The sequence below is a fragment of the Rhizobium sp. CNPSo 3670 genome (genome assembly GCF_057784555.1).
On the sequence record NZ_JBXSOL010000013.1, the window covers coordinates 161,180 to 183,963 of the forward strand.

Here is a 22,784-nt window from a genome sequence, read left to right on the forward strand (position 1 = left end):
TTTCAGACAGCAAGGAAGCCGCCATCGACTGGCAGGACTGCGCCACTGATCATGGCTGCGTCCTCTGAAATAAGCAGTGCAATCGATCGTGCGACATCGTCGACCTCTGCAAAGCGCGCCATCGGGTGGCGAACCATCATCGGGTTACGTTTGGAAGGCTCGGACCACGCCTTAGCGGCAAGCTCCGTCATGGTAACCGTAGGCGCCACTGCATTGACCCGGATTCCATGGGCGCCGAGTTCCTTGGCCATCACACGTGTCGCGCCTTCCAGCCCCGCCTTCGAAGCGGCGTAAGCCACGTGATCCACGAAACCACGATGTCCGGCGATCGAGGTCACATTCACGATCGTACCGCCGCCGCCGTTTGAAATGCGAGCCCGCGCGAACTCCTGCGCACAAATCAGCGCGGCCCGCAGGTTGATGCCGAGGACCTGCTCATAGCCCTCCTCCGTCATATCGATGACGCTTTCAAGCACATTGGTTCCCGCGCAATTGATCAGCGCGTCTGCCAGTCCCGCCTTCTTCATGGCGGCGCGTGCTGCTGCATTGTCGGCGAGGTCAACTGATATTACGGTTGCACCGAACTTTGCCGCAAGATCATCCAGATCGGCCTGCGTCCGCGACAAGGCTACGATTCGAGCGCCACGGTGGCTGAGCAGTTCAACGCAGGCGCGACCGATACCCTTGCCAGCACCGGTTATGATGACCGTTTTTCCTGTAAAGTCCGACATGGTTGATCCTTCCGATGCCTGTTGCTCAGAACGGGAGTCTTTGCTCGGTTTGCCTGTCGAACACATGAGCCGCGGCAGGATCGACGTCGAGCCGTATCCTGTCGCCCGGCTTCAGCGCGTGGCGCTCGCGAAAGGCGCACAAGACCCGCTTGCCCGCCAATTGGACTGCCAGCAGAATTTCGGCCCCCGTGGGCTCGATCAACTCGACAGTTGCCGGTACCCCCGCATCGCCATTCGACAGTATCCACTGGTCTGGACGTACGCCGTATATAACCTCCTGGCCGTTACTCGCCCGCGTGCCTTGTGGAAGGGGAAGGGCCGACCCGTCAGCGAGCCGCGCGGAGTTCAAGGAGAGATCGATTGTGGCCGGCAGCATGTTCATCGCCGGCGATCCGATGAAGCCGGCGACGAAGATATTTGCCGGCCTGTCGTAAAGCTCTAGTGGCGCACCGATTTGTTCCACCTTGCCGTCGCGAAGCACGACAATGCGGTCCGCCATTGTCATGGCTTCAATCTGGTCATGCGTGACATACACGGAAGTCGCGCCGAGGCGCTGGTGAAGAGTTTTGATTTCCGAACGCATGTCTACGCGCAGCGCGGCGTCCAGGTTTGACAGCGGCTCGTCGAAGAAGAACGCCTTTGGGCGGCGAACCATCGCGCGCCCCATGGCAACGCGCTGCCGCTGGCCTCCGGAAAGCGCCTTCGGATATCTGTCGAGATAGGGCGTAAGCCGCAACATCTCGGCAGCCTTGTCGACCTTGGTATTGCGATCCGCAAGATTCTCGCCGCGCAACTTCAGGGCGAAGGCCATGTTTTCCCGAACGGTCATGTGCGGATAGAGCGCGTAGTTCTGGAACACCATCGCCACGTCACGGTCCTTGGCAGCGATGTTGTCGACGCGATGTCCGCCAAGCTTGATCGTGCCGCCGGTGATCTCCTCAAGGCCGGCAAGCGACCGCAGCAGCGTGGATTTGCCGCAACCGGAGGGACCGACCAGTACGACGAACTCACCGTCGGCTATATCGAACGAGATGTTGCGCAGTGCGTGATAGGAGCCGTAATGCTTGTCGACCTGGTCGAGCTCGATCGTCGCCATGTGTCAATCCTTAGTCAGTTGTGGCGGCTTGGCCGCCGATCATTCGGGACGGGTCCACGGGCAGCTTCACCACGAGGTGTATCCTGCATCCGCCACTGAGATCCAACTTCCGCAGGTACATGCTACCTCCCAAGCTCGATCTGGATCTTCACGGAGGACGGCTTCGGTCGCACGGCGTAATCGAACGCCTCGACAGAATCCTCGAAAGCGTAGGTATCGGTGATCAGCGCGTCGACATTGATCTGGTTCGATCCCAACAGCGCGACGATGCGCGGGTAGACATGGGCGTAGCGGAACACGTGTTCGATGCGCAGCTCCTTGGTCTGGGCGATGACGACATCGAGCGGGACCGGCTTCAGGGGCATGCCGACAAGGACGATGGCGCCGCCGGGGCAACCATGGTGCGCCGTGTCGGCGATCACGTCGGCCGCGCCGGAACATTCGAAGACGACATCGACGCCCCAGCCGTCGGTTTCGCGGGCTATGACACTCTTCAGGTCCTGCGAGCGTACATTGACGGTCATGATGGCAGGGCCGAGCTTGCGCGCCACGGCAAGCTTTTCGTCGACAACATCGGTAACGATAACTCTGGCGCAACCAGCCGACAGCGCCGCGATCGCTGTCACCATGCCGATCGGCCCGGCGCCCGTGACCAGCGCGATCGCACCGGGCGTCAGCCTCGCTTTGGAAACTGCTTGAAAGCCTACAGCCAGCGGCTCGACCATAGCGCCAGCGGCGTACGAAACGTTGTCCGGAAGCTTAAAGGTGAAGGCCGCCGGGTGGACCACGCTCGGTCGGAGTACGCCATGCACCGGCGGCGTCGCCCAGAAGCGCACCGCGGGATCGAGATTGTAGAGACCCAGCCGCGACGCGCGACTTTGAGGGTCGGGAATGCCGGGCTCCATGCAAACACGGTCGCCCACTTTCAGGTTCTGTACCGCGCTGCCGACCTCTTCGATGATGCCGGCGGCTTCGTGGCCGAGGATCATTGGCTCGCGCACAACGAACGGGCCGATCGCGCCGTGGGTGTAATAGTGAACGTCCGATCCGCAGACGCCGACGGTTTTGATGGCGATGCGCACGTCGGTTGGACCGAGCGCCTCCTTCGGGTCCAGGTCGCGAATGCGCAGTTCGTCTTTGCGTTCGAGGACGAGTGATCTCATGTCTTCAGCCCTTTCGGATAATGAACACGGCGAGCGCCAGGCAGAGCACCGTCGCCACCCATAGGGGCAATACGCCCTCCAGGAAGCGCATCCAGAGAAGATGCACCAGGATTAGGATCACGACCGAGATGAAGCCCCTGTCGAAGCCGTTGGTTCGGATAGGCAGGAATCCGTCGCGTTGGGTTTTCTGGGGTTGAACGCCAGCCATCATCTTACCCTTTCAATGCGCCGAACGTGAGGCCGGTCACGATGTGCTTCTGGACGAAGCCGAGCACGATAAGGGCCGGGAGCGTGGTCAGGAACGCCATCGCCGCCATCTCGCCCCAGTTCGTTCCGGTCACCGAGACATATTCAGCGAGCGCTGTCGTCACCGTCCTGGCGTGAGCCGACGACGTTAGGGTCGCTGCGAACAGGTACTCGTTCCAGGCGAAAATCCAGGTCAGGATGAAGGTGACGGCCAACCCCGGCCGCGCTAGCGGCAGGATGACGTTGGACAGCACCTGGCCGGTTGTCGCACCATCGACCCGCGCCGCTTCGTCAAGCTCCAGCGGAATCCCGTCGAGCATGCCCTTCAAGAGCCAGACGGCGAATGGCAGGTTGAAGACGCAATAGAGCAGGATCAGGCCAATCTTCGTGTCGAACAGCATGAAATCGCCGAACACGAACCACTTGGTAAACAGCAGGAAGAGCGGCAGCAGAAACACGGCTGGCGGCGCCATGCGGTTGGTGATCAGCCAGAAAAACACGTTGTCACCGCCGCCGATTTTATAACGCGACAGCCCGAACGCCGCGAGCAGGCCGAGCGCGCACACCAGCGCTGCGTTCGATGTCGCCACGATCAGCGAATTCCAGAGATACTGCAGGAAGGTCGAGCTGTTCAGCACCGCCAGGAAATTGTTCCAGTAAAGATCGTCGATGAGGAACGACTTCGAATAAAGCTTCACGCGGGGGCGCATGGAAACGACCAGCATCCACCAGACCGGAAGCAGTGTCAGAATGGTCAGACAGATCCAAAGGACGAAGGACGCTATACCGGAACGTCTCATTGTGCGCCTCCCTTGCGGCCGGTCATGGCAACGAACAGCAGCCAGCTCAGAACGATCGTGACGTATAGCGTCAGCAGCGACATGGCCGCACCGTAGCCGTAATCGGTCTTCGGAAAGACGTTGATCCAGATATGAAGGCCGATGAACCGGGTCGCCTCAGCCGGGCCACCCTTGGTCAGCATCCAGATTTCGTCGACCGAGCGCAATGCGTCCATCAGCCGGATGAAGACGGTTGTCAGCAGCACCGGCTTCAACATCGGAACGATCACGTACCAGAAAATCTGCAGCTTGTTGCCGCCGTCGATCTGCGCCTGTTCGAGCGGTTCTTTCGGCAAGGCGGTCAGTCCCGCCATGAGCGACAGCGTAACGAACGGCGTCCAATGCCACAGGTCCATGATGATCGCCGTGACGAAGGCGTGATAGGCATTGGTCGAGATGTTGTAGTCGATGCCGAACCACAGTTTCAGGTAATAGGGCACGATGCCGAAGCCGGGAACGCAAAGCAGCCGCCAGGTAGCGCCGACTGCAATGGGCGCGACAACGATCGGCAGTGTGTGGATCGTGCGAAAGAACTGCCGGCCCCACAGGCGGTCCGCCATCAGCGCGCGGGCCAGGACGTAGCCTAACAACAGTTCGCTCACAACGACGAAGAATGCGAAGACCAGCGTGCGCGCAAGCGAGTTCAGGAATGTCGTGTCAAAAACGAGGCTGCGATAGTTCTGAAGGCCGGCCCAGCGCAGGGTTGGGTCGACTGCGTTGGTGTTCCAGTCGAAGAAGCCGACATAGAGAATGTAGATAAAGGGAACGAACCCGACGACGAACAGGATTAGCGTGGCTGGTGTTAGAAACAGCCATCCGATGTTGGATTGTCTCATCCTGCGCTCCGTCAGATCGTCCTTGACACTAATTCGCCTGACTACCAGCGCCGCGGGCAGGCCCGAAAACCGCAGTCAGGAAAGGGGCGGCCACCTTGCTGAAGGCGGCCGCCAACCGCTTGGGAGGTGCGGTCTTTTACTTGCGGTAGCCGAGCTTCACGAGTTCAGCTTCGGCTGCGGTGGCGGCTTGGTCCAACGCATCGTCCGGCTTGATCTCACCGACGATCGCTTTGTAGATAAATGGCGCGACTACCTGCAGAACTTGCGCGTGGAACGGGAACGGCGGCGCTCCGGCGAACAGCTTTCCATCCTCACGCATCAGCGTGTAGTAGCCGTTCATCTTCTTGTCCTGATCGACGATCTTGGGATCGTTGTAGGTCGAGTTCATGACGATGCGGGAGCCGGCCAACGCCCAGTCGGTCTGCACTGAAGCCTGACCGATATACTGCAGGAATAGCAGCGACGCGTCCTTGTTCTTGGACGAATGGGGGATGCCGAACGCGCCACCATCGTAATAGCCGATATATCCTTTGCCGGATTCGGCTGCCTCCATGACACCCGCCTCGACGGGAGGCAATGCCACACCCACCTTGCCGACGACGGTCGACTTGCTTTCGTCGGTAGCGATCCAGGCAGCGTTTTCACCGTAGACGAGGCCTTGGGCTGCGCGGCCGGCGGCAAATGTCCCGGCAACCTCGTCCCAAGTGGACGACGTCGATTCCGGCGGCGCGTATTTCAGCAGGCCGATCCAGTAGTTGAGCGCCTTCTTCGCGGCGGCGGAGTTCATCTGGCCGCCGTTCGCTTCGGTGGCCGCGAAGGTCGTGCCATCGATGCCCCAGTTGTACACGCCGAAGGTCGGCGCGACCGACTCGAAGAATTCGTAGAAGGCGGCGGGGTGGCTCGACGAGGCCTGTACGGTGGTTCCCCAGAGCTCCTTGTCTGCGCCGTATTCGGTGAAGAACTTGGCGATCTGGGTATACTCTTCATGCGTCGTCGCGGGCTTCAGATCCGCACCGGTGGAATCCTTGTAGGCTTTCTGGATCGCCGGATCATCGAAAAGATCCTTGCGGTAGAGATAAGGCTTGATGAATGCTTCCATGGGAACACCCATGACATTGCCCGACTTCGGATCCTTGAAATAGTTCAGGAAAGTGGTGAAATTCTCCGGCTTGAAGTCCGGCGAAGCGATTTTCGCATTATCGGCGAGCGACTTGGTGATATCGACCAGGAAGTTGCGGGCCAGATACGTATATACGATGTCCTGCTCGATATAGACGAAGTCATAGATGCCGGTATTGGCCTCCATGTCCTTGATCGCCTTGTCGTACATCTGGTCCCAGGATGTCGCCTCGAATTCGACCTTGATGCCGGTCTCTTCGGTGAACTTCGGACCGAGCACCTGCTCGACATATTTCGATGCTGGGGTCGATTCCGAGATGCCCCGGATGGTTGCGCCCTGATAGGGCTGGGCGGCAGTCTTCCACCAGGAATCCTGAGCAAGAGCGGTCGAGCTCCAAAGGCCAAGCGAAATGAAGCCGACGCCCACGGCTTTGACGAAACTGTTCATTGTTCTCCTCCATTTGGATCGCAAAGTCGGTCCGGTTGTGCGTCTAAACTCTCCTCCAAGACGCCCAACGGACCACAATAGTTGTAGAAAGAACGGGTGGACACAAGCGCGGCCGTTGCGCAATACTGATACTCTCATGCGCGAAATACCGAATTTATTCATGATTTCTTGTGTGCGTTGCACAATCTAATATTGATTGTCGGCGTATGGGGCATGCTGGGAGGCACGGGAGAATGTGCGCAATGTCAGTTATTTCGCCGACGGTCGCGAGATTTGAATATGTCTTGACCGGCGCGGACGAGTCGTTCCTCTGGCGCCGCGACGACTATCCGTGGGAACGCAACGTCTGGAATTTCCACCCGGAGGTGGAGATCCACTATATTCCCAACGCCAGCGGCGTCCTACTTGCAGGCGATCATGTAGGCGCGTTCACCCCGGGCCATATTTCCGTCATCGGAAGCAACCTGCCGCACGACTGGGTGACGCCGCTCGGGCCGGATGAGCGCATTCCAGGACGTGACATCGTCATCCAGTTTCTGCCGGCCAAGCTGGAGCAGGCTTCGGCCTTCCTGCCGGAACTGGCGGGGCTACGTGACTTTCTCGCTCGCGCAAAGCGGGGGCTCTCCTTCAAGGGCCGGGCGCGGGATCAGGCGGAGGCGCTGATACTCGACATGGAGTTCCAGTCCGGCTCGGTGCGGCTTTCGACCTTCCTGTCATTGCTCTCGCTGCTGCGGGACACCGACGAGTTCGATATACTGTCTTCGGAGGCTTACGTGCCGGACCTGAGCTATGGTTCGCTCGAAGCCCTGCAACAGGTCTTCGCATATCTGTTCGCCAACCTGTCGGAGGATATCCGGTTGCCTGATATGGCTCGCATGGTCGGCATGAGCGACAGCGCCTTCTCGCGATTCTTCAAGAAAAACAGCGGCCACAGCTTCACCGACCACGTCAACAAGCTTCGTATCTGGAAGGCGGGCCAGCTATTGACCGATACCTCTATGCCGATAACGGACATCTGCTTCGAGGTGGGCTATCGCAATCTTTCAAATTTCAACCGGGTGTTTCTCCGCCACCACAACCTAACACCGTCAAAATACCGGAAACTGTCCACCAACCGCAGAACCGTTCCGTTACCTCAGGCAGTGACAGATTATATGCCCAGTGCAGTGAGTCTAGCGGTCGGTCGATGATACTCAAAGAGGAGAAGATGTATTCTCTCCTTGCGACTTCATTTATGCCCAGACTCGGACGCTCCCTATGAAAACCGCGTAATCACGCTGATCCCTGTCGCCTCCGCCTTGTCGAGAGCCATCAGCGCCGGCACGGCCTCCTCGAGGCTGACGCGGCGTCCGATCAGTTTCTGCGGGGCGATCTTGCCGGCCGAAAGCATGGCCAGCATCGCGTCATAGCGCCAGGCCTGCATGCCGTGGCTGCCGTAGATTTCCAGTTCGTGGCCGATCACCTGCGCCATCGGAATCTGCGGGGTGGCGTATTCCCCGAGCATCAGCCCTACCTGCACATGCCGGCCGCGCCGGCGCAGATTCTTGATCGAATTGAAGCAGGTGGCGGGATGACCGAGCGCGTCGATCGAGACATGCGCGCCGCCCTTGGTGATCTCGCGCACCGCTTCGGCCACGTCGGCGACATCAGACGCATTGACCGTCGCCACCGCGCCGCATTCGCGCGCGAAGGCGAGTTTCTCCTCAGATATGTCGATGCCGATCGCATTGGCGCCGAGTGCGGTGGCGATCATGATCGCCGACAGGCCGACGCCGCCGCAGCCATGCACGGCGATCCATTCGCCGGGCCCGGTGCGCGCCTGGTCGGCGACGGCGCGAAACGAGGTGGCGAAGCGGCAGCCGAGGCTTGCCGCCGTCGCATCCTCGATCGCATCGGGCAAATGCACCAGATTGGTGTCGGCATAATCGATCGCCACATATTCAGCGAAGGAGCCCCAATGGGTGAAGCCCGGCTGGAACTGGTTCGGGCAGACCTGCTGGTTGCCGGAATGGCATTCCGAGCAATGGCCGCAGCCGGAAACGAAGGGCACGGTCACCCGGTCGCCGACCTTGAAGCGCATGACGCCACGGCCGGTGGCGACGACGCGCCCGGCAAGCTCGTGTCCAGGCACATGCGGCAGGCGGATATCGGGATCGTGGCCCATCCAGCCGTGCCAGTCGCTGCGGCAGAGCCCGCTTGCGCCGACCGCGATGACGACACCGTCCTCGGAAGGCGTGGGATCGGGCAGGGTGCGGATTTCGGGCGCCTGTTCGAAGGCTTCGTAGAACATGGCTTTCATCGGCGTCTCCCTTGCAGCTATCCCGCGGTTCGTCATCATCGCATGCGGCAGCTGGCCGATCCAACATTCATTCCATCATTTTTGCTGATGCAACCATCGCCGAAGCTCCCGTCGCCGCGCACGAATATTGCGGCTGCGCGGCGTCCTCCGGCATTTTCTTGCTTCCGCATTTCCCGCCCGGATTTGTCCTTGACCGGACTTGCCGCTGCGGCTTTTGCTTTCCCGACTTGATAGGGGAGGGCAGCATGGCCGTCGATACATCACCGCGTTCAACCACCTGGACTCATGTCGACGGGGAGTGGCTCCCCGGTAATCCGCCGCTGATCGGGCCGACGTCGCACGCCATGTGGCTCGGCTCCTCGGTCTTCGACGGCGCCCGCTGGTTTGACGGCATAGCGCCGGATCTCGACCTGCATTGCCAGCGCGTCAACCGTTCCGCGATTGCCATGGGGCTGAAGCCGGTGAAGTCGGCCGAGGAGATCGCCGCACTCGCCTGGGAGGGGGTTGCGAAATTCGATGGCGCCACGGCGATCTATATCAAGCCGATGTATTGGGGCGAACACGGTTCGCCCGGCAGCGTCGTCTCCGTCGATGCCGAATCGACCCGCTTCGCACTCTGCCTGTTCGAGGCGCCGATGGGCGGCCATGGCGGCACCAGCCTCACTGTTTCGCCCTATCGCCGTCCTTCGCCGGAAACAGCGATGACCGAGGCCAAGACCGGCTCGCTCTATCCGAACAGCGGCCGCATGATCGCCGAGGCCCGCAGCCGCGGCTTCGACAATGCGCTGGTGCGCGACCTCAATGGCAACGTCGTCGAAACCGCCTCCTCGAACGTCTTCCTGGTGCGCGACGGCGTGGTGATGACGCCGGCTGCCAACCGCACCTTTCTCGCCGGCATCACCCGCGCCCGCGTCATCGGCCTCTTGCGCAAGGCCGGATTCGACGTTGTGGAAGCCACGCTCTCGGTCGAAGATTTCCTCGCAGCCGACGAGATCTTCACGACAGGCAATTATTCCAAAGTCGTCGGCGTCACCCGCCTCGACGACCGCAATCTCCAGGAAGGCCCGGTCAGCCGCAAGGCGCTGGAACTCTACATGAATTGGGCCCACGGCCGAAGCGATAGCGAGGAGTGAGCAGTGGTTCGGCGCAGCCGAAGCAATCGATCCGGTGAATCGATTGCAACTGCGAACGCCCGGAGCGCAAGTGTAGGGGCCGGAGAGGTCCCGCGAAGCGGGAGTAATCGACCCAATAAGCGATTACAAACTGCGAACCTCGGGGACTGGAAGGCCGTCTGGCATGCGTGGCAAAATGGAGATCCGCGTCGGCCCCACCAAGCGGAACAGTCCCACGCCGGCAATCGGTCATCAATCGTTCAGCGAAGACAACGTAACGAGCGTTTGAGATGCCCGTTGCATCTGGCCTCACGCAGGTTGCAGTTCGTCGGGAACAATGTCGTCACGCAATCATTTCGGCTTCGCCGATTGAAAACGTTAAACACTCGCTCGACTATGCAGGGCGGGCGTGCCCGAAACCGCTTCGCTTTCCTACCGCCATAGTGCCCGCGAACTCCATAACACCGAGGAAACGACCCATGACCGTGCTGTCCGACGAACAAGGCGAGATCATCCGTGAGCTTGGCGTTGCCGCCGAGATCGATCCCGAGCACGAGATCGAGCGGCGAACCGAATTTCTCAAGGATTATCTCGTCGCTTCCGGCATGCGCGGCTATGTGCTCGGCATCAGCGGCGGCGTCGATTCGCTGACGGCGGCGCTCATCGCTCAGAGGGCCGTGCGGGAGCTGCGCGACAGTGGCCACTCGGCAGAATTCATTGCCGTGCGCCTTCCATATGGCGTCCAGGCGGACGAGGCCGATGCGGAGCGGGCGCTTGCCACGATCGGCGCCGACCGATCAATGGTGGTCAACATCAAGGCGGCGGCGGATGCGATGCTGGCCGCCGCTCAAAACGGCGGCCTCGCTTTCGCCGATGCCGGCCGACAGGATTTCATCCTCGGTAATATCAAGGCGCGCCAGCGGATGATCGCCCAGTTCGCTCTGGCCGGCGCGCTCGGCGGTCTCGTCATCGGCACGGATCACGCGGCCGAGGCGGTCATGGGCTTCTTCACCAAGTTCGGCGACGGTGCGGCCGATATCCTGCCGCTTGCCGGCCTCAACAAGCGCCGCGTCCGCTTGCTGGCAAAGCGGCTCGGCGCCCCGGACGAACTGGTCTTCAAGGTGCCGACCGCCGATCTCGAGGATCAGCGGCCGCTGCGTCCCGACGAGGAGGCCTATGGCGTCACCTATGACGAGATCGACGATTTTCTTGAAGGCAAGCCGGTCGGCGAGATTGCTCGCCGCCGGATCCTTGCCGCCTATCGGGCGACGGCGCATAAGCGCGCCCTGCCGGTTGCCGTCAACGCACTCTGAGAGCGGCCGGCGCTACGGCCGTACTGGCTCGCCCGCCCGTCCGGCCGAGGCAAGATAGGCTTGCGGGGCGAAGTAGACGCCGTCGGCATCGAAGGCCTGAAGGTCTTCCGCCTGCAGCGCCTCGCGCACCTTGGGACGCGCCGCGACGCGAGCCATGAAGCCGTGCAGATCAGGCCATTGTTTCAAATCGATGTCGATCCAGGGCGACCAGTTGAGGCAGACGAACAGATAGGCGTCGGCCACGGTGAAGGCATCGCCGGCAAGGTAGGGTGCGGTGAAACGATCGTTCAGCCAGGCAAGCCGTTTCGAGATCAGCGCGCGGATCTCCTCATGCACGGTGGAATAGATCGGATTGAACAGCAGCACCATCGGCTTGTGCAGTTCGGCCGTGATGAAATTGAGATAGGATTGAACCTCGTTGCGCCTGATGTCGCCGACTTCCGGCAGCAGGGTCGAGCCTTCCGCCAGAAACTGCACGATCGCCGGTCCTTCGGTCAGTACCTTTCCGTCGTCGAGCATCAGCGCCGGGACATAGCCGTTGCCATTGATGACAAGGTAATCTTCGCCATTGCTTGTTCTGTGGGTTTTCCGGTCGACCTGGACGAGCTCGATGTCGAGTCCCAGCTCCCGGCAGATGATGTGCGGCGAAAGCGAGCAGGCCGCGGCGTGCATATAGAGTTTCATCGTCGGTTTCCCCTGTTTGCGGAGGCGGCGAGATTCCGCCCGCCGTAATGATTGGACATTTGTACTGTTTCGCATAAAATGGCTTTCGTCAAGAATTTATTGCGAAGTGGTACAAATATGAATGATCAGAAGAAGCGCGGCCGCCCACGGGCCTTCGACGCCAAGGTGGCGCTCGGCAAGGCGCGGGATGTCTTTTGGGACAGGGGCTTTGCCGCCGCCTCGCTGGACAATCTCAGTGCCGCGACCAACCTCAACCGCCCAAGCCTTTACGGCGCCTTTGGCGATAAGGAGGCCCTCTATCTCGATGCGCTGGAGGCCTATCGGCAGGATGGCATGGACGTCCTGAAGCAAGCGCTCGATCCGTCGCTGCCGCTGCGCGACAATCTCGCGCGCGTCTATGCCGGTGCTTTGGCGATCTACCTGCATGGCGAAACCGCCGCCCGCGGCTGTCTGCTGATCGGCACCGCTTCGGTCGAGGCTGTCGAACATGAGCGTGTGCGCGAGGTGCTCGGCCGCAGCCTGAACGATTTCGACGGTGAGATCGAAAAGCGCATGCGCATTGCCGTTGAAAGGGGCGAGCTTCCCGAAAGCGCCGACCCGCTGGCGCTGGCAAGGCTCGCTTCCGCCGTCATGCATTCGCTCGCCGTGCGCGCCCGCGCCGGCGACAGCCGCGAAACGCTGGAGGCGATCGCCCGCTCAGGCGTCGAGCTGATCTGCGGAAGCACGCATGTTTGATGTCTCCGTATCCCTCGGCCGTACCGCCCAGGCATAGGCGGCACCCGCCACAAGCAGCAGCGAGGTGCCGAGGAAAACTGCCCGCATGCCGATATGCCCGCCGACGAAGCCGCCGAGGACAGGGCCGGCCACCTGGCCGACATATTGCGAGGAGACGGAAAGCCCGAGAATGCTGCCGGCGGCGCTGTCGGGCACGCTATGGCGGATGACGGCGGCGATGCAGGGCAGAAGCCCGCCGAGGGCTGCACCCATCAGGAAACGCAGGAGGATTAGCTGCCAGGAACTGGTGACGAAGGCCTGCGGGGTCAGTAGCAGGCCCGCGACGGCGAGCGCGCCTGCTATGACCGGCCAGTGGCCGATCCTGTCGGCGAGCCTGCCGAGCCAGGAGGCCGAAAGAATGCTGCCGAGGGCGGCAGCCGACATGACGAGACCGGATATCATCGTCACTTGCGCTTCGACGGGGACGATCTCGGCGACATAGACGGTGATGATTGGCTCGATCGACATATTGGCGAGCATCAGCAGCATGCCGGTCGCCAGCATGGCGATAACAGGCCGCCTGTCGGCGATGGATTTCCAGCCGCCGCTCGCCTTGGCCGCCTGGCGGCGATCCGGCGACTTCTCCTCCTTGATCAGCAAGGTGGTGGCGAGAAAGGCGAAAAAGATCATGCCGCCGGCGGCGAGAAACGTGCCGCGGATGCCGATGATCGGCGGCAGCGCTCCGCCGATCAGCGGCCCCACGAGATTGCCGGCCATGATGCCGGAGGAGAGCACGCCGAGCGCCCAGGCGGAGCGGTCCTTCGGCGTCTGCGTCGCCACCAGCACCATCGAGCCGGAGGAGTAGCCGCCGGCAAGCCCGACGAACAGGCGCAGCGCCACCAGCTGCCAGACATCGCCGGCCATGCCCATCAGCGAAATCGCCAGCGTCATGCCGAGGCTGGCGCGCACCAGCATCAGCTTGCGGCCGTAGATGTCGCCGAGCCGCCCCCAGAGCGGCGCAACCAGCGCCGCGGCAAGAAAGGTCGCGCCATAGGCGATGCCCGACCATTGCACGATCGCCGCATGGTCGGTCACGCCGAGTTCCTCGACATAGAGCGGCAGGAAGGGAAGCAGCAGCGTCATCGCCACGATCGTCGTGAAGGAGCCGATCAGCGAGACGGCGAGATTGCGCTTCCAATAGATGGAGCCCGGCCTGACACCGGCGTCCCATTGTGTGTCTGTCATTGCTTGCGTTGATCCTGTAGCGCGGTTGCGCCGCAATCTGGATCATCTCGGCGAAAAGTGCTAGGACAGATCCGATTGCGTATGCAATCAGTCAATCGGAGGACATGCCATGAACGCCATGATCCCGACACGGGCGCAGACCGTCCGTGATCTCTACAGCGCCTATCTCGCTGACCGCAAGGATATTGCCGGCGCGATGCTGACGGAGGATTTCACCTTTTCCAGCCCGCGCGACGATCATATCGATCGAGCCGCCTATTTCGAGCGCTGCTGGCCGAAGGAGCCACTCTTCCGCGCGATCCACGAATTCCTGGCGATTGACGGCGACGAGGCTGCTGTTCGCTACCGCGCTGAAAAACTGGATGGCGCAAGCTTCGCCAATATGGAAAGCCTTCGTTTCCGCGGCGACAGGATCGCCTCCGTGGAGGTCTATTTCGGCCGCAATCTCTGACCCGGCGAAACGGCATTAGAAGATCCGCAACGCCGACGTCGTGATGATGACCATCGAGACCGCCACCATCAGCGCCCGCACCGGCAGGCGCTTGACGAGGATGGCGCCAAAAGGGGCGGCGATGACGCCGCCGATGATGAGGCCGATCGCCGAATTAAGCTCAGACCACCCGAGCGTCACGACGAAGGTGATCGAAATCGTCAGCGTCACCGCGAATTCGGTGAAATTCGTCGAGCCGATCACCCGCTTCAGATCATGGCCGCGCCCGATCAGCGTGCTGGTGACGACAGGACCCCACCCGCCGCCGCCGATCGCGTCGAGCAGGCCACCGCAAAAGCCGACGGGCGGCACGGCCCAGTCCCGCACCTCGCGCCTGTTCTGCGGTCGGAAGGCCTTGTATAGGATCAGGAGCCCAATCGCGATCAGATAGGCCGACACGAAGGGCTCGATCACCTTGCCGTTGATATTGGCAAGCAGAGTGGCGCCGATCGCGCCGCCGATCATGCCGGCCGGGGCGAGACGCGCCACCAGCCGCCAGTCGACATTGCGATGATAGGCATGCGACAGGCCCGATGCCGCCGTCGTGAACATTTCCGTCACATGCGTCATGGCGCTGGCATTGGCCGCTGGCACCCCAAAGGCCAGCAGGCTCGTCGTCGACAGCACGCCGAAGGCCATGCCGAGCGCGCCGTCGACGATCTGCGCGCAGAAGCCGACAGCGATGAAGAAGAAGATATCCGATGTCATGCGGTCCCCTCAGGCGAACGGTAGCGTCAGGATCGGCGATGCGGAAAAATCTTCTGGTGTCAGGAGGAAAAGCCGCGCTGCTTCAGGCGGACGATCTTGAAAAAGCCGTTCGGAAAAACCGGCAGAATATCGGTTGTTGAAAAATCGCCGCGACGCTCGGCCCAGGCGACGATGCGGTGGATTCGGAAGGCGGACGACCAGCCGATATGGCGCACCAGCGGCGCCACCGCCGCCTCGATCACACCTTGCAGACCCGCGCCGTCGCCGAGCTTGCTCGCCAGGATGATCTCGCCGCCCGGCCGCAGCACCCGGGCACATTCGTCCAGCGCCCGCTCGGGCTCGGGAATGAGGGTGATGACGAAGGGCAGGCAGACCACGTCGAACGACTTGTCGGCAAAGCGCAACGCATGCGCATCCATCACCTCGAGCGCACGCACATGCTGAAGATTTTCGCGCCGCACCTTTTCGCGCGCCCGTGCGATCATATGTTCGGAAATGTCGATGCCCGTCACCCGGCACCGGTTGGGATAGTGGGCGAGCGTCAGGCCGGTGCCGACGCCGATTTCAAGAATATCGGTGCCGGCTGCGGCGGCAAGTGCGGCCAGCTTGCGGTGGCCGTCGCGCAGGATGCCGCGATAGACGCGATCATAAACCGGTGCCCAGCGCTGATAGATTTTCTGCTGATCTTCCGCCCTGTTGCGACGCTCCGACATGCCTGACCCTCCCTGCGCATGAACCTGAGAATCGGAATCGATTCTCGGAGTAAATCATGCGTTTATCGCAAACATAGAGCGCCTTAGCGCCTCTCACAGAGGCGCGGCGCTCCAAAAACTGAGAACTTCAACTCCTGAGAGCGGGGTTGGGTTCCGCTCGGAACGTGACTGAAGTCACAAACCGCCGCGATGGCCGATTATCTCGCTGGCGTGAACCCGAGCTTCTCAGCATCCATCGCGCTGCCGATCTCGACCGATTTCTCCTGCTTGTCATAGACGCAGATCTGGACGATGAGCCCCTTGGCCCCCTTCGGCTTTCCCGTCACCAGGGCCAGCCCGTAACGCGAGGTGCCGAAGGGATCGACGGCGGCCTTCGGCTTCTCGATCGCGACCGCGGCCTTCCTGCACTTGGCTTCCACGTCGGCTGCCAGCTGTTTCCAGGCCTCGTCCGAAGAGGCACGGGCCGCAGTGACAAGAAAGGGAAGCGCGGCAATGGCAAGATGCGGGATTATATTCCTGTTCATATCGGATCTCCATTGGTAGCGGTCGCCGACGAGGCGGTTTTCGGCGGTGTGGCGGCCGATTTGCACACTCGAATACCGCCCTGAAACTGAGGCAAATTTTCCTCCGTCCGGGTGTTTTTTGATATTTCGCCGGTTGCCTCTCCTCCTTTCCCCTCCTATGTTCCGCCTCACCTGCCGAGGACGCAATCTATTGCCAAGAGGAGATCTGACATGGCTTTCGAATTGCCTGAACTTCCCTATGATTACGAAGCGCTTGCCCCCTTCATGTCGAAGGAAACGCTGGAGTTTCACCACGACAAGCACCACAAGGCCTATGTCGACAACGGCAACAAGCTCGCCGCCGAAGCCGGCCTTTCGGATCTCTCGCTCGAAGAGGTCGTGAAGAAGTCTTTCGGCACCAATGCTGGCCTCTTCAACAACGCTGCCCAGCACTACAATCACATCCATTTCTGGAAGTGGATGAAGAAGGGCGGCGGCGGCAACAAGCTGCCGGGCAAGCTCGAAGCGGCCTTTGCCTCCGATCTCGGCGGCTATGACAAGTTCAAGGCCGATTTCGCCAATGCCGGCGCCACCCAGTTCGGCTCCGGCTGGGCCTGGGTTTCCGTCAAGAACGGCAAGCTCGAAATCTCCAAGACCCCGAACGGCGAAAACCCGCTCGTTCACGGCGCCACCCCGATCCTCGGCGTCGACGTCTGGGAACACTCCTATTACATCGACTATCGCAACGCGCGTCCGAAGTATCTCGAAGCCTTCATCGATAGCCTGATCAACTGGGACTACGTCCTGGAGCGCTATGAAGCAGCCACGAAGTAAGCGACTTCGCCCGCTTCGACACCCGGCGTCGCAAACGCCGGGTGTTTTCTTTTCGCATATAGCCGTCACAGCCCTGTCATCGGCCGCTCTTAAGCACGCCCCATGTCGTCCTCTGCTGTTCCTCTGTTCCGCTTCGGCATCATCGCCGACCCGCAATATGCGGCGGTCGCCCCACACGCGGCCATGGACCGCTATTACGCCAACAGCCTGACCAAAGTCGCCGAGGCGATCGAGATCTTCAACGGCGAGGAGTTGAGCTTCGTCATGACGCTCGGCGACGTCATCGACCGCAGCTTCGCCAGCTTCGACGACATCCTGCCGGTCTACGGCAAGCTGAGGCACGAGGCGCTCTTCCTGCTCGGCAATCACGATTTCTCCGTCTCCGCGGGGCATCTGTCCGAAATAGCCGCTCGTCTCGGCATGCCGTCTCCCTATTACAGCTTCTCCCGTCACGGGTGGCGCTTCATCGTCCTCGACGGCAGCGAGGTCAGCACCTTCGCGCCGCCGGAAAACCATCCGCATCGCGCTCTTGCCGCACGGATGCTGGCGGAGCTGCAGGCCAAAGAGGCGGCGAACGCCCATCACTGGAACGGTGCATTGAGCGACGAGCAATTCGCCTGGCTCGGTGATGAGATCGCCAACGCGGCTGCCGCCGGCGAGAAGGTCATCGTGATGAACCACTATCCGGTGTATCCGCCGGGTGAGCACGGCATGTGGGACAGCGAGCGCGTCGTCGCGCTGCTCGCCTCGCAGCCCCATGTCGTCGCCTATCTCAACGGCCACGACCATGTCGGCAATTACGGCAAGGCCGGCGCCTGCCACTTCGTCAACTTCAAGGGCGTGGTCGACACCGAGAACCAGAACGCCTTCGCCATCGTCGAGCTGCACCCTAACCGCATCGAGATCCGCGGCTTCGGCCGCGAGAAGAGCCGCACGCTGGTTTATTAGGCTGCGACCGGGGCCGGCACGTCTTTTCATCCTGCTCAGGCTTGTGCCACTCTGCCGTCAGATCAGTGCAATAGCTGCCCCTTACCCTAACCCTCTCCCCGTAAACGGGGCGAGGGGACGTGCCATACAAGAGGTTGGTGAGGAACGGAGGGGCCGCGGCATATCCCCTTCGCCCCGTTTACGGGGAGCAGGTGCCGGCAGGCGGATGAGGGGCACGTCGACGCGCATGTGAGCATCGCCGATCGGCCAAGCGGCTGATTCACACCGCCGCAGCCTTCTCCGTCCACCCGCTCGTCCACAAATCCCGCAGCCGGTCGCCGTCGCCCTTGAAGAAATCGTCGGCCTCCTCGCAACCCTCCACCCGGTCGCTGCGGAAATTGCGGATCGCCTGTCGCAATTCGCACCATGCGACGATATTGGCGGTCTGCGAATAATAGATCAGCGCGATCGGCTGGATCGTCCGTTCGCTGGCGCGGCCGAGTTCGTCGCGGTAGGCGAGCATCAGCTTGCGTTCGTCGCGGATCGCCCGGCGCACGACCGCAAGGTCGATGGCAGCCGGCTGCGCGGTCGAGCCCCAGGCATAAAGCGCCTTGTTGTTCATCGCCTCACGAAGCGGCGCCGGCACGGCGCCCGATATCTTCTGGTTGACCCTGCGGGCGGCCTGCTTCAGCTCCTCGTCGGCCGTGCGTTCGAGCAGCGCTAGCGACAGAACGATCGCCTCCATCTCCTCGATCGAGAACATCAGGGGCGGCAGGTCGAAGCCGGGCCGCATGATGTAGCCGATGCCGCGACCGCCTTCGATCGGCACCCGCATTGCCTGGAGGGCGGCGATGTCGCGATAGATCGAGCGCACGGTCACTTCGAGCGTCTCGGCCATGACAGCGGCCGTCATCGGTTTTCTGGCGAGCCTCAGGATCTGAATGATCTCGAAAAGCCGCGAGGCCTTGCGCATTTTGCCTCTCCATTTCTCACGCTCCTGACAATACACTGTCAGTTGGGTTTGCGTATAGAGCCGCCTATCGGATTGAAATCAATCGGGGCCTTTTGAAAATGGCCCGTGGAACTGAAGGTGGCAACTGACATGAATTACCATGAAAACCTCTGGCTCTTCTTTACCCTTCTCTTCGGCATCATCATCGTGCCGGGCATGGACATGCTCTTCGTGCTTGCCAACGCGCTGACCGGCGGTATCAGGCGGGGGCTGGCGGCAACGGGCGGCATCATGGCGGGCGGTGCCGTGCATTCGGCCTATGGCGCGGCCGGCGTCGGCGTGCTCGTCACCATGCTGCCGCAGCTCTTCAACCTGCTGCTCTTTGCCGGCGTCGCCTATATGATCTGGATTGGCGTTTCGCTGATGCGCAGTTCGATCACCGTCGAGGCGGTCGGACCGGCGACGGCGCGCTCCGGCTGGCGCGCCTTCCGCCAGGGCGCCGTAACCTGTCTCGTCAATCCCAAGGCCTATATTTTCATGTTCGCCGTCTACCCGCAGTTTCTCAAGCCTGAATATGGCCCGATCTGGCTGCAGGGGCTGATCATGGGCGCCATGACCGTCGTCACGCAGTTTGCCGTTTACGGAACGCTGGCGATGACGGCAGGCCGCAGCCGCGATCTGCTGGTGGCAAATCCCGACGCCACGGCCTTTGTCGGCCGCTGCGCCGGACTGCTTTTGGTTGCGGTCTCCGCCTTCAGCCTCTGGCAAGGCTGGAAAACCGCCTGAGCCGCCGGTTATCACATTGCTTTTATGACCCTCCGGCAAAACGTGACTGCCTGGACGCATGGATTTTGTCATGCTCCCGGTGCAGATTGGCCAGCGGCCGCCCTGGTCTCAAGAAAACGGAGAGGAAATATGAATTGGAAAGCAGTAGCTGCCGCCGCAGCGATCGCCGCCATCGCCTTCGGTTCGGTGACCGCCGCCGATGGTACCCATGATTCGCGCATTGCGTTGATGAAGAAGATCGGCGGTTCGGCGGGCGCGATGGCCGCCATCGCCAAGGGCGAGAAGCCCTATGATGCCGAGACGGTAAGGTCGGCGCTGACGACGATCGCCGCCACCGCCAAGGTTTTCCCCGATCAGTTCAAGCCGGGCAGCGATATGAATGATCCCGAGGTCAGCCCGAAGGTCTGGGAAAACATGGACGACTTCAAGGCGCGCGCCGCACAGCTCTCGACCGACGCGGAAACCGCCCTCGCTCAGCTCCCGGCCGATGCCGCCGGTGTCGGTGCCGCGCTCAATACGCTCGGCGCCAATTGCGGCGGCTGTCACAAGGCCTATCGTATTAAGGAATGATAAGCCGGCCTGAGCAATTTCCGCCGGCGCGGATCGCCTGATTTGCGATCGACGGCGGGTCACGTCGGCAACAGGGGAGGCGGCGCATGGTCCGCAGGTTCATCCGATTACTGCTCTGTCTGATCGGCGTCGCCGTTCTCGGCGGCGGCGCCGTCTATGTCGTTACCGCGCCCGATCCGCTGCCGGAGAGCCATTGGGCCGGTCTCGGCGCGCCGGATCCGGCAAACGGTGAGATGGTCTTCTGGGCGGGCGGATGCGTCAGCTGTCATTCAGCACCCGGTTCCGAAGGCGATGCCAGGCTGACGCTGGCGGGCGGTCTGGCGCTGAAGAGCCCTTTCGGCACCTTCCACGTGCCGAACATTTCGCCGGATGAAAAGGCCGGCATCGGCGCCTGGACGCTCGCCCAGTTCGGCAATGCGATGAAGCGCGGCGTCGCCCCGGGCGGAGAGCATCTTTACCCGTCCTTTCCCTATGGCTCCTATTCCCGCATGAGCGACGAGGACGTCAACGATCTCTTCGCCTTCCTGAAAACCCTGCCGAAGAGCACCAGCGTCGCGCCCCCGCATGAATTGCCCTTTCCTTACAACATCCGCCTTGCGCTCGGCGGCTGGAAATTCCTCTATTTCAACGATCAGCCGCGCGTCGCGCTCGCCAAGAACGATGACAAGATCAAGCGCGGGCAATATCTCGTCGAAGGCCCCGGCCATTGCGGCGAGTGCCACACGCCGCGCAATGGGCTCGGCGGCTTCCAGGCAGATCAGTGGCTTGCCGGCGCGCCCAATCCGGAAGGCAAGGGCCGCATCCCCGATATCACCCCGGCCTCCAAGAGCATCGGCGGCTGGAGCGAGGCGGATATCGCCAACTATCTCGAAACCGGCTTCACGCCCGATTTCGATTCCGTCGGCGGTTCGATGGTCGATGTGCAGCACAATATCGCCCGCCTGCCGGCTGCCGACCGCGAGGCGATTGCCGCCTATCTCAAGGCCGTGCCGGGACGTTAAAGCGGCGGTGCGTCCATTCGGACGGACGAGGACGCTTGTTCAAATTGTTTAAAGCGAGGTGGGACCCGGCATCAGATCATAGGGGTGGCGCCAGCCTGGCATGCTGCTGATCCGGTCTTTCCAGGCTGCGATCGCCGGATAGGCTCTGTGATCGATCCCGGTTTCCTCCGGCATGAATGCGTAGCCTGCCAAGGAGAGGTCTGCGATTGTCAGCCGGTTGCCGACCATAAAGGCTCGGAGGGCAAGGTGGCCGTCGACAATTGCATAAGCAGCCTTGGCCCGCAGCCTCAAAAACTCGACGACCGGCGTCTCGCCGCTCTTCTGAAGGCCAAAGATGAACCGCAACGTCGCGTAATAGCTTGTGAATTTATGGTTGTCGAAAAGGATCCAACGCATGATCTCGCGCCGTTCTTCGGCTGACTGCGCCCCGAACTGCCCCGTCACCTCTGACAAGTAGTCGAGGATAACTCCCGATTGGCTGATCTTCGTTTGCCCATGTTCGAGCACGGGCGCCTCGCCCTGTTCGTTGATGGTTTCGCGCCATTGTTCGGTTCGCGTTTCACCGCCGAGATAATCGACGAAAATGCTCTCCCACTCGATGCCGGCAAGGGCGAAGAAGAGGGCGACCTTGTAGGCGTTCCCCGAGAGAGCGAAGCAATGGAGTTTGAAGTCAGGCATGAAATCTCCTCATCAACACAGACTTAGACTCGCGGGGCGGGTTATGCGATCGACTGCATGTAACGCATGCCGGTCACCGGCCGCGGGGTGAAATCCATCTGCTCGTAGAAACGATGCGCCAGCACATTGCCGGTAGCGGCGCTGACGGAGAGGTAACCGCAGCCGGCATTGCGCGCCGTCTCGCGGGCGCGGTCGACGAGCAGCTGACCGGTGCCGTGGCCGCGATGGCCGTCGCGCACGAAGAGATGGTGCAGGTCCATGCCGCGTTTGCCTTCCTGCGCCCTGTAGAGCGGCACGAGAATGGCATAGCCGATCAGCCCTTCGCTGGTCTCTGCCACAAGCGCGGTGATCCAGGGCAGCGGGCCGAACAGGTCGCGCTCCAATTGCTCCGGCGTCGTCGCGGCCGCGTCGCCATGATGGGCGGCAAGCAGCGCGATCATCTCGTTGAGCTCGGGCAGGTCGCGCGGCTTGGCGGCGCGGATCGTCACCACCGATGGGCGCATCAGTGAAATTTCGCTGTCTTCGATTTCAGTCATGGTTTTCGCGTCCTTTGATAATCTGCCGTCAGGACGCTGCCGATACAACAAAGCCGCCTGACGGCGGCTTGTTGACAATATGATCTGTCCGGCCGCCCTTTACAGGTACAGCCAAAAATACGAGCGGCTCTTGTGCACGTTCTTGATCATGCAGCATCCATCGCCGCAAACGCGGCATTTGTCAATGGCGTGAGCGCGTGACGTTGAAACATCTCAGACCTTGAATCCAGCCGAGAACCTC

26 protein-coding genes are annotated in these 22,784 nt (G+C 61.6%); 10 read left to right on the top strand and 16 right to left on the bottom strand.

Going from position 1 to position 22,784, the window contains the following annotated elements; all coding sequences use genetic code 11:
• Nucleotides 1-2 precede the first annotated feature (2 nt).
• From AC13QO_RS16065 to AC13QO_RS16095, 7 genes are all read right to left on the bottom strand, one after another.
• Nucleotides 3-731: an SDR family oxidoreductase gene (locus tag AC13QO_RS16065; protein ID WP_488541226.1), complete on the bottom strand. Its 729-nt coding sequence runs from the start codon at nt 729-731 to the stop codon at nt 3-5.
• A 25-nt stretch (nt 732-756) separates the two neighbouring features.
• Nucleotides 757-1,827, bottom strand: coding sequence for an ABC transporter ATP-binding protein (locus AC13QO_RS16070; RefSeq protein ID WP_488541202.1), 1,071 nt, complete (start codon nt 1,825-1,827; stop codon nt 757-759).
• Nucleotides 1,828-1,949: 122 nt separating this feature from the next.
• Nucleotides 1,950-2,990: an NAD(P)-dependent alcohol dehydrogenase gene (locus tag AC13QO_RS16075; RefSeq protein ID WP_097599883.1), complete on the bottom strand. Its 1,041-nt coding sequence runs from the start codon at nt 2,988-2,990 to the stop codon at nt 1,950-1,952.
• Between the two features lie 4 nt (nt 2,991-2,994).
• Nucleotides 2,995-3,198, bottom strand: a complete 204-nt coding sequence (locus AC13QO_RS16080) for a DUF2160 family membrane protein (protein ID WP_207241065.1) — start codon at nt 3,196-3,198, stop codon at nt 2,995-2,997.
• Nucleotides 3,199-3,202: 4 nt separating this feature from the next.
• Nucleotides 3,203-4,036, bottom strand: a complete 834-nt coding sequence (locus tag AC13QO_RS16085) for a carbohydrate ABC transporter permease (protein ID WP_085777431.1) — start codon at nt 4,034-4,036, stop codon at nt 3,203-3,205.
• Nucleotides 4,033-4,911 (bottom strand): carbohydrate ABC transporter permease, encoded by an 879-nt coding sequence (locus AC13QO_RS16090; RefSeq protein ID WP_085777432.1) that lies wholly within the window; start codon nt 4,909-4,911, stop codon nt 4,033-4,035. The genes AC13QO_RS16085 and AC13QO_RS16090 overlap by 4 nt, the downstream gene beginning before the upstream one ends.
• Nucleotides 4,912-5,047: 136 nt before the next feature.
• The gene (locus AC13QO_RS16095; protein WP_285193031.1) at nt 5,048-6,478 is read right to left on the bottom strand and encodes an extracellular solute-binding protein; all 1,431 of its coding nucleotides are present in this window, start codon (nt 6,476-6,478) and stop codon (nt 5,048-5,050) included.
• Nucleotides 6,479-6,720: 242 nt separating this feature from the next.
• Between AC13QO_RS16095 and AC13QO_RS16100 the strand changes: the two genes are divergently transcribed.
• Nucleotides 6,721-7,668, top strand: coding sequence for an AraC family transcriptional regulator (locus AC13QO_RS16100; RefSeq protein WP_285193032.1), 948 nt, complete (start codon nt 6,721-6,723; stop codon nt 7,666-7,668).
• Nucleotides 7,669-7,733: 65 nt separating this feature from the next.
• On the opposite strand, the gene AC13QO_RS16105 is transcribed toward AC13QO_RS16100, so the two are convergent.
• Nucleotides 7,734-8,777: a zinc-dependent alcohol dehydrogenase family protein gene (locus tag AC13QO_RS16105; protein ID WP_488541203.1), complete on the bottom strand. Its 1,044-nt coding sequence runs from the start codon at nt 8,775-8,777 to the stop codon at nt 7,734-7,736.
• A gap of 245 nt (nt 8,778-9,022) precedes the next feature.
• Here AC13QO_RS16105 and AC13QO_RS16110 point away from each other — a divergent pair, with 245 nt between their 5' ends.
• Nucleotides 9,023-9,910 carry a branched-chain amino acid aminotransferase gene (locus AC13QO_RS16110; protein WP_285193034.1) on the top strand — a complete coding sequence of 296 codons (888 nt, stop codon included), beginning with the start codon at nt 9,023-9,025 and terminating at the stop codon, nt 9,908-9,910.
• Between the two features lie 458 nt (nt 9,911-10,368).
• Nucleotides 10,369-11,202, top strand: coding sequence for an NAD(+) synthase (gene nadE, locus AC13QO_RS16115; protein WP_488541204.1), 834 nt, complete (start codon nt 10,369-10,371; stop codon nt 11,200-11,202).
• Between the two features lie 12 nt (nt 11,203-11,214).
• Here nadE and AC13QO_RS16120 read toward each other — a convergent pair whose 3' ends face one another.
• On the bottom strand, nt 11,215-11,886 hold the full coding sequence (locus AC13QO_RS16120) for a glutathione binding-like protein (RefSeq protein WP_488541205.1): 672 nt from the start codon (nt 11,884-11,886) through the stop codon (nt 11,215-11,217).
• A 117-nt stretch (nt 11,887-12,003) separates the two neighbouring features.
• Here AC13QO_RS16120 and AC13QO_RS16125 point away from each other — a divergent pair, with 117 nt between their 5' ends.
• On the top strand, nt 12,004-12,621 hold the full coding sequence (locus tag AC13QO_RS16125) for a TetR/AcrR family transcriptional regulator (protein WP_488541206.1): 618 nt from the start codon (nt 12,004-12,006) through the stop codon (nt 12,619-12,621).
• Here the strand turns inward: AC13QO_RS16125 and AC13QO_RS16130 are convergent.
• Nucleotides 12,583-13,845, bottom strand: a complete 1,263-nt coding sequence (locus AC13QO_RS16130; RefSeq protein ID WP_488541207.1) for a multidrug efflux MFS transporter — start codon at nt 13,843-13,845, stop codon at nt 12,583-12,585. The two genes, AC13QO_RS16125 and AC13QO_RS16130, sit on opposite strands and share 39 nt — an antisense overlap.
• A gap of 109 nt (nt 13,846-13,954) precedes the next feature.
• Between AC13QO_RS16130 and AC13QO_RS16135 the strand changes: the two genes are divergently transcribed.
• Nucleotides 13,955-14,296 carry a nuclear transport factor 2 family protein gene (locus AC13QO_RS16135; protein WP_488541208.1) on the top strand — a complete coding sequence of 114 codons (342 nt, stop codon included), beginning with the start codon at nt 13,955-13,957 and terminating at the stop codon, nt 14,294-14,296.
• A gap of 15 nt (nt 14,297-14,311) precedes the next feature.
• Here AC13QO_RS16135 and AC13QO_RS16140 read toward each other — a convergent pair whose 3' ends face one another.
• The 3 genes from AC13QO_RS16140 to AC13QO_RS16150 form a co-directional block, all read right to left on the bottom strand.
• The gene (locus AC13QO_RS16140; protein ID WP_488541209.1) at nt 14,312-15,043 is read right to left on the bottom strand and encodes a sulfite exporter TauE/SafE family protein; all 732 of its coding nucleotides are present in this window, start codon (nt 15,041-15,043) and stop codon (nt 14,312-14,314) included.
• 59 nt (nt 15,044-15,102) lie between these two features.
• Entirely contained in the window at nt 15,103-15,756 is a 654-nt protein-coding gene (locus AC13QO_RS16145; RefSeq protein ID WP_488541210.1) for a class I SAM-dependent methyltransferase, read from the bottom strand.
• 197 nt (nt 15,757-15,953) lie between these two features.
• Complete coding sequence (locus tag AC13QO_RS16150) at nt 15,954-16,280, bottom strand: hypothetical protein (RefSeq protein WP_488541211.1); 327 nt, start codon at nt 16,278-16,280, stop codon at nt 15,954-15,956.
• A 210-nt stretch (nt 16,281-16,490) separates the two neighbouring features.
• Between AC13QO_RS16150 and AC13QO_RS16155 the strand changes: the two genes are divergently transcribed.
• Both AC13QO_RS16155 and AC13QO_RS16160 read left to right on the top strand, forming a co-directional pair.
• Complete coding sequence (locus AC13QO_RS16155; protein ID WP_085777444.1) at nt 16,491-17,093, top strand: superoxide dismutase; 603 nt, start codon at nt 16,491-16,493, stop codon at nt 17,091-17,093.
• 102 nt (nt 17,094-17,195) lie between these two features.
• Nucleotides 17,196-18,041, top strand: a complete 846-nt coding sequence (locus AC13QO_RS16160; protein WP_488541212.1) for a metallophosphoesterase — start codon at nt 17,196-17,198, stop codon at nt 18,039-18,041.
• A gap of 259 nt (nt 18,042-18,300) precedes the next feature.
• Here the strand turns inward: AC13QO_RS16160 and AC13QO_RS16165 are convergent, their stop codons facing one another.
• Nucleotides 18,301-18,993: a helix-turn-helix transcriptional regulator gene (locus tag AC13QO_RS16165; protein WP_085777446.1), complete on the bottom strand. Its 693-nt coding sequence runs from the start codon at nt 18,991-18,993 to the stop codon at nt 18,301-18,303.
• A gap of 129 nt (nt 18,994-19,122) precedes the next feature.
• Between AC13QO_RS16165 and AC13QO_RS16170 the strand changes: the two genes are divergently transcribed.
• The 3 genes from AC13QO_RS16170 (at nt 19,123) to AC13QO_RS16180 (ending at nt 21,329) form a co-directional block, all read left to right on the top strand.
• The gene (locus AC13QO_RS16170) at nt 19,123-19,758 is read left to right on the top strand and encodes a LysE family translocator (protein WP_285193044.1); all 636 of its coding nucleotides are present in this window, start codon (nt 19,123-19,125) and stop codon (nt 19,756-19,758) included.
• Nucleotides 19,759-19,887: 129 nt separating this feature from the next.
• Entirely contained in the window at nt 19,888-20,328 is a 441-nt protein-coding gene (locus tag AC13QO_RS16175) for a c-type cytochrome (protein ID WP_488541213.1), read from the top strand.
• A gap of 86 nt (nt 20,329-20,414) precedes the next feature.
• Nucleotides 20,415-21,329, top strand: a complete 915-nt coding sequence (locus tag AC13QO_RS16180; protein WP_488541214.1) for a c-type cytochrome — start codon at nt 20,415-20,417, stop codon at nt 21,327-21,329.
• A 48-nt stretch (nt 21,330-21,377) separates the two neighbouring features.
• Here the strand turns inward: AC13QO_RS16180 and AC13QO_RS16185 are convergent, their stop codons facing one another.
• Nucleotides 21,378-22,007 carry a glutathione S-transferase family protein gene (locus AC13QO_RS16185; RefSeq protein ID WP_488541215.1) on the bottom strand — a complete coding sequence of 210 codons (630 nt, stop codon included), beginning with the start codon at nt 22,005-22,007 and terminating at the stop codon, nt 21,378-21,380.
• 41 nt (nt 22,008-22,048) lie between these two features.
• Nucleotides 22,049-22,543: a GNAT family N-acetyltransferase gene (locus AC13QO_RS16190; RefSeq protein WP_085777450.1), complete on the bottom strand. Its 495-nt coding sequence runs from the start codon at nt 22,541-22,543 to the stop codon at nt 22,049-22,051.
• Nucleotides 22,544-22,784 lie beyond the last annotated feature (241 nt).

What these genes read in the sequence shown, in the direction of transcription:
- AC13QO_RS16065 (WP_488541226.1), bottom strand. Translation starts at nt 731, where the DNA reads ATGTCGGACTTTACAGGAAAAACGGTCATCATAACCGGTGCTGGCAAG.
- AC13QO_RS16070 (WP_488541202.1), bottom strand. Translation starts at nt 1,827, where the DNA reads ATGGCGACGATCGAGCTCGACCAGGTCGACAAGCATTACGGCTCCTAT.
- AC13QO_RS16075 (WP_097599883.1), bottom strand. Translation starts at nt 2,990, where the DNA reads ATGAGATCACTCGTCCTCGAACGCAAAGACGAACTGCGCATTCGCGAC.
- AC13QO_RS16080 (WP_207241065.1), bottom strand. Translation starts at nt 3,198, where the DNA reads ATGGCTGGCGTTCAACCCCAGAAAACCCAACGCGACGGATTCCTGCCT.
- AC13QO_RS16085 (WP_085777431.1), bottom strand. Translation starts at nt 4,036, where the DNA reads ATGAGACGTTCCGGTATAGCGTCCTTCGTCCTTTGGATCTGTCTGACC.
- AC13QO_RS16090 (WP_085777432.1), bottom strand. Translation starts at nt 4,911, where the DNA reads ATGAGACAATCCAACATCGGATGGCTGTTTCTAACACCAGCCACGCTA.
- AC13QO_RS16095 (WP_285193031.1), bottom strand. Translation starts at nt 6,478, where the DNA reads ATGAACAGTTTCGTCAAAGCCGTGGGCGTCGGCTTCATTTCGCTTGGC.
- AC13QO_RS16100 (WP_285193032.1), top strand. Translation starts at nt 6,721, where the DNA reads ATGTCAGTTATTTCGCCGACGGTCGCGAGATTTGAATATGTCTTGACC.
- AC13QO_RS16105 (WP_488541203.1), bottom strand. Translation starts at nt 8,777, where the DNA reads ATGAAAGCCATGTTCTACGAAGCCTTCGAACAGGCGCCCGAAATCCGC.
- AC13QO_RS16110 (WP_285193034.1), top strand. Translation starts at nt 9,023, where the DNA reads ATGGCCGTCGATACATCACCGCGTTCAACCACCTGGACTCATGTCGAC.
- nadE (WP_488541204.1), top strand. Translation starts at nt 10,369, where the DNA reads ATGACCGTGCTGTCCGACGAACAAGGCGAGATCATCCGTGAGCTTGGC.
- AC13QO_RS16120 (WP_488541205.1), bottom strand. Translation starts at nt 11,886, where the DNA reads ATGAAACTCTATATGCACGCCGCGGCCTGCTCGCTTTCGCCGCACATC.
- AC13QO_RS16125 (WP_488541206.1), top strand. Translation starts at nt 12,004, where the DNA reads ATGAATGATCAGAAGAAGCGCGGCCGCCCACGGGCCTTCGACGCCAAG.
- AC13QO_RS16130 (WP_488541207.1), bottom strand. Translation starts at nt 13,845, where the DNA reads ATGACAGACACACAATGGGACGCCGGTGTCAGGCCGGGCTCCATCTAT.
- AC13QO_RS16135 (WP_488541208.1), top strand. Translation starts at nt 13,955, where the DNA reads ATGAACGCCATGATCCCGACACGGGCGCAGACCGTCCGTGATCTCTAC.
- AC13QO_RS16140 (WP_488541209.1), bottom strand. Translation starts at nt 15,043, where the DNA reads ATGACATCGGATATCTTCTTCTTCATCGCTGTCGGCTTCTGCGCGCAG.
- AC13QO_RS16145 (WP_488541210.1), bottom strand. Translation starts at nt 15,756, where the DNA reads ATGTCGGAGCGTCGCAACAGGGCGGAAGATCAGCAGAAAATCTATCAG.
- AC13QO_RS16150 (WP_488541211.1), bottom strand. Translation starts at nt 16,280, where the DNA reads ATGAACAGGAATATAATCCCGCATCTTGCCATTGCCGCGCTTCCCTTT.
- AC13QO_RS16155 (WP_085777444.1), top strand. Translation starts at nt 16,491, where the DNA reads ATGGCTTTCGAATTGCCTGAACTTCCCTATGATTACGAAGCGCTTGCC.
- AC13QO_RS16160 (WP_488541212.1), top strand. Translation starts at nt 17,196, where the DNA reads ATGTCGTCCTCTGCTGTTCCTCTGTTCCGCTTCGGCATCATCGCCGAC.
- AC13QO_RS16165 (WP_085777446.1), bottom strand. Translation starts at nt 18,993, where the DNA reads ATGCGCAAGGCCTCGCGGCTTTTCGAGATCATTCAGATCCTGAGGCTC.
- AC13QO_RS16170 (WP_285193044.1), top strand. Translation starts at nt 19,123, where the DNA reads ATGAATTACCATGAAAACCTCTGGCTCTTCTTTACCCTTCTCTTCGGC.
- AC13QO_RS16175 (WP_488541213.1), top strand. Translation starts at nt 19,888, where the DNA reads ATGAATTGGAAAGCAGTAGCTGCCGCCGCAGCGATCGCCGCCATCGCC.
- AC13QO_RS16180 (WP_488541214.1), top strand. Translation starts at nt 20,415, where the DNA reads ATGGTCCGCAGGTTCATCCGATTACTGCTCTGTCTGATCGGCGTCGCC.
- AC13QO_RS16185 (WP_488541215.1), bottom strand. Translation starts at nt 22,007, where the DNA reads ATGCCTGACTTCAAACTCCATTGCTTCGCTCTCTCGGGGAACGCCTAC.
- AC13QO_RS16190 (WP_085777450.1), bottom strand. Translation starts at nt 22,543, where the DNA reads ATGACTGAAATCGAAGACAGCGAAATTTCACTGATGCGCCCATCGGTG.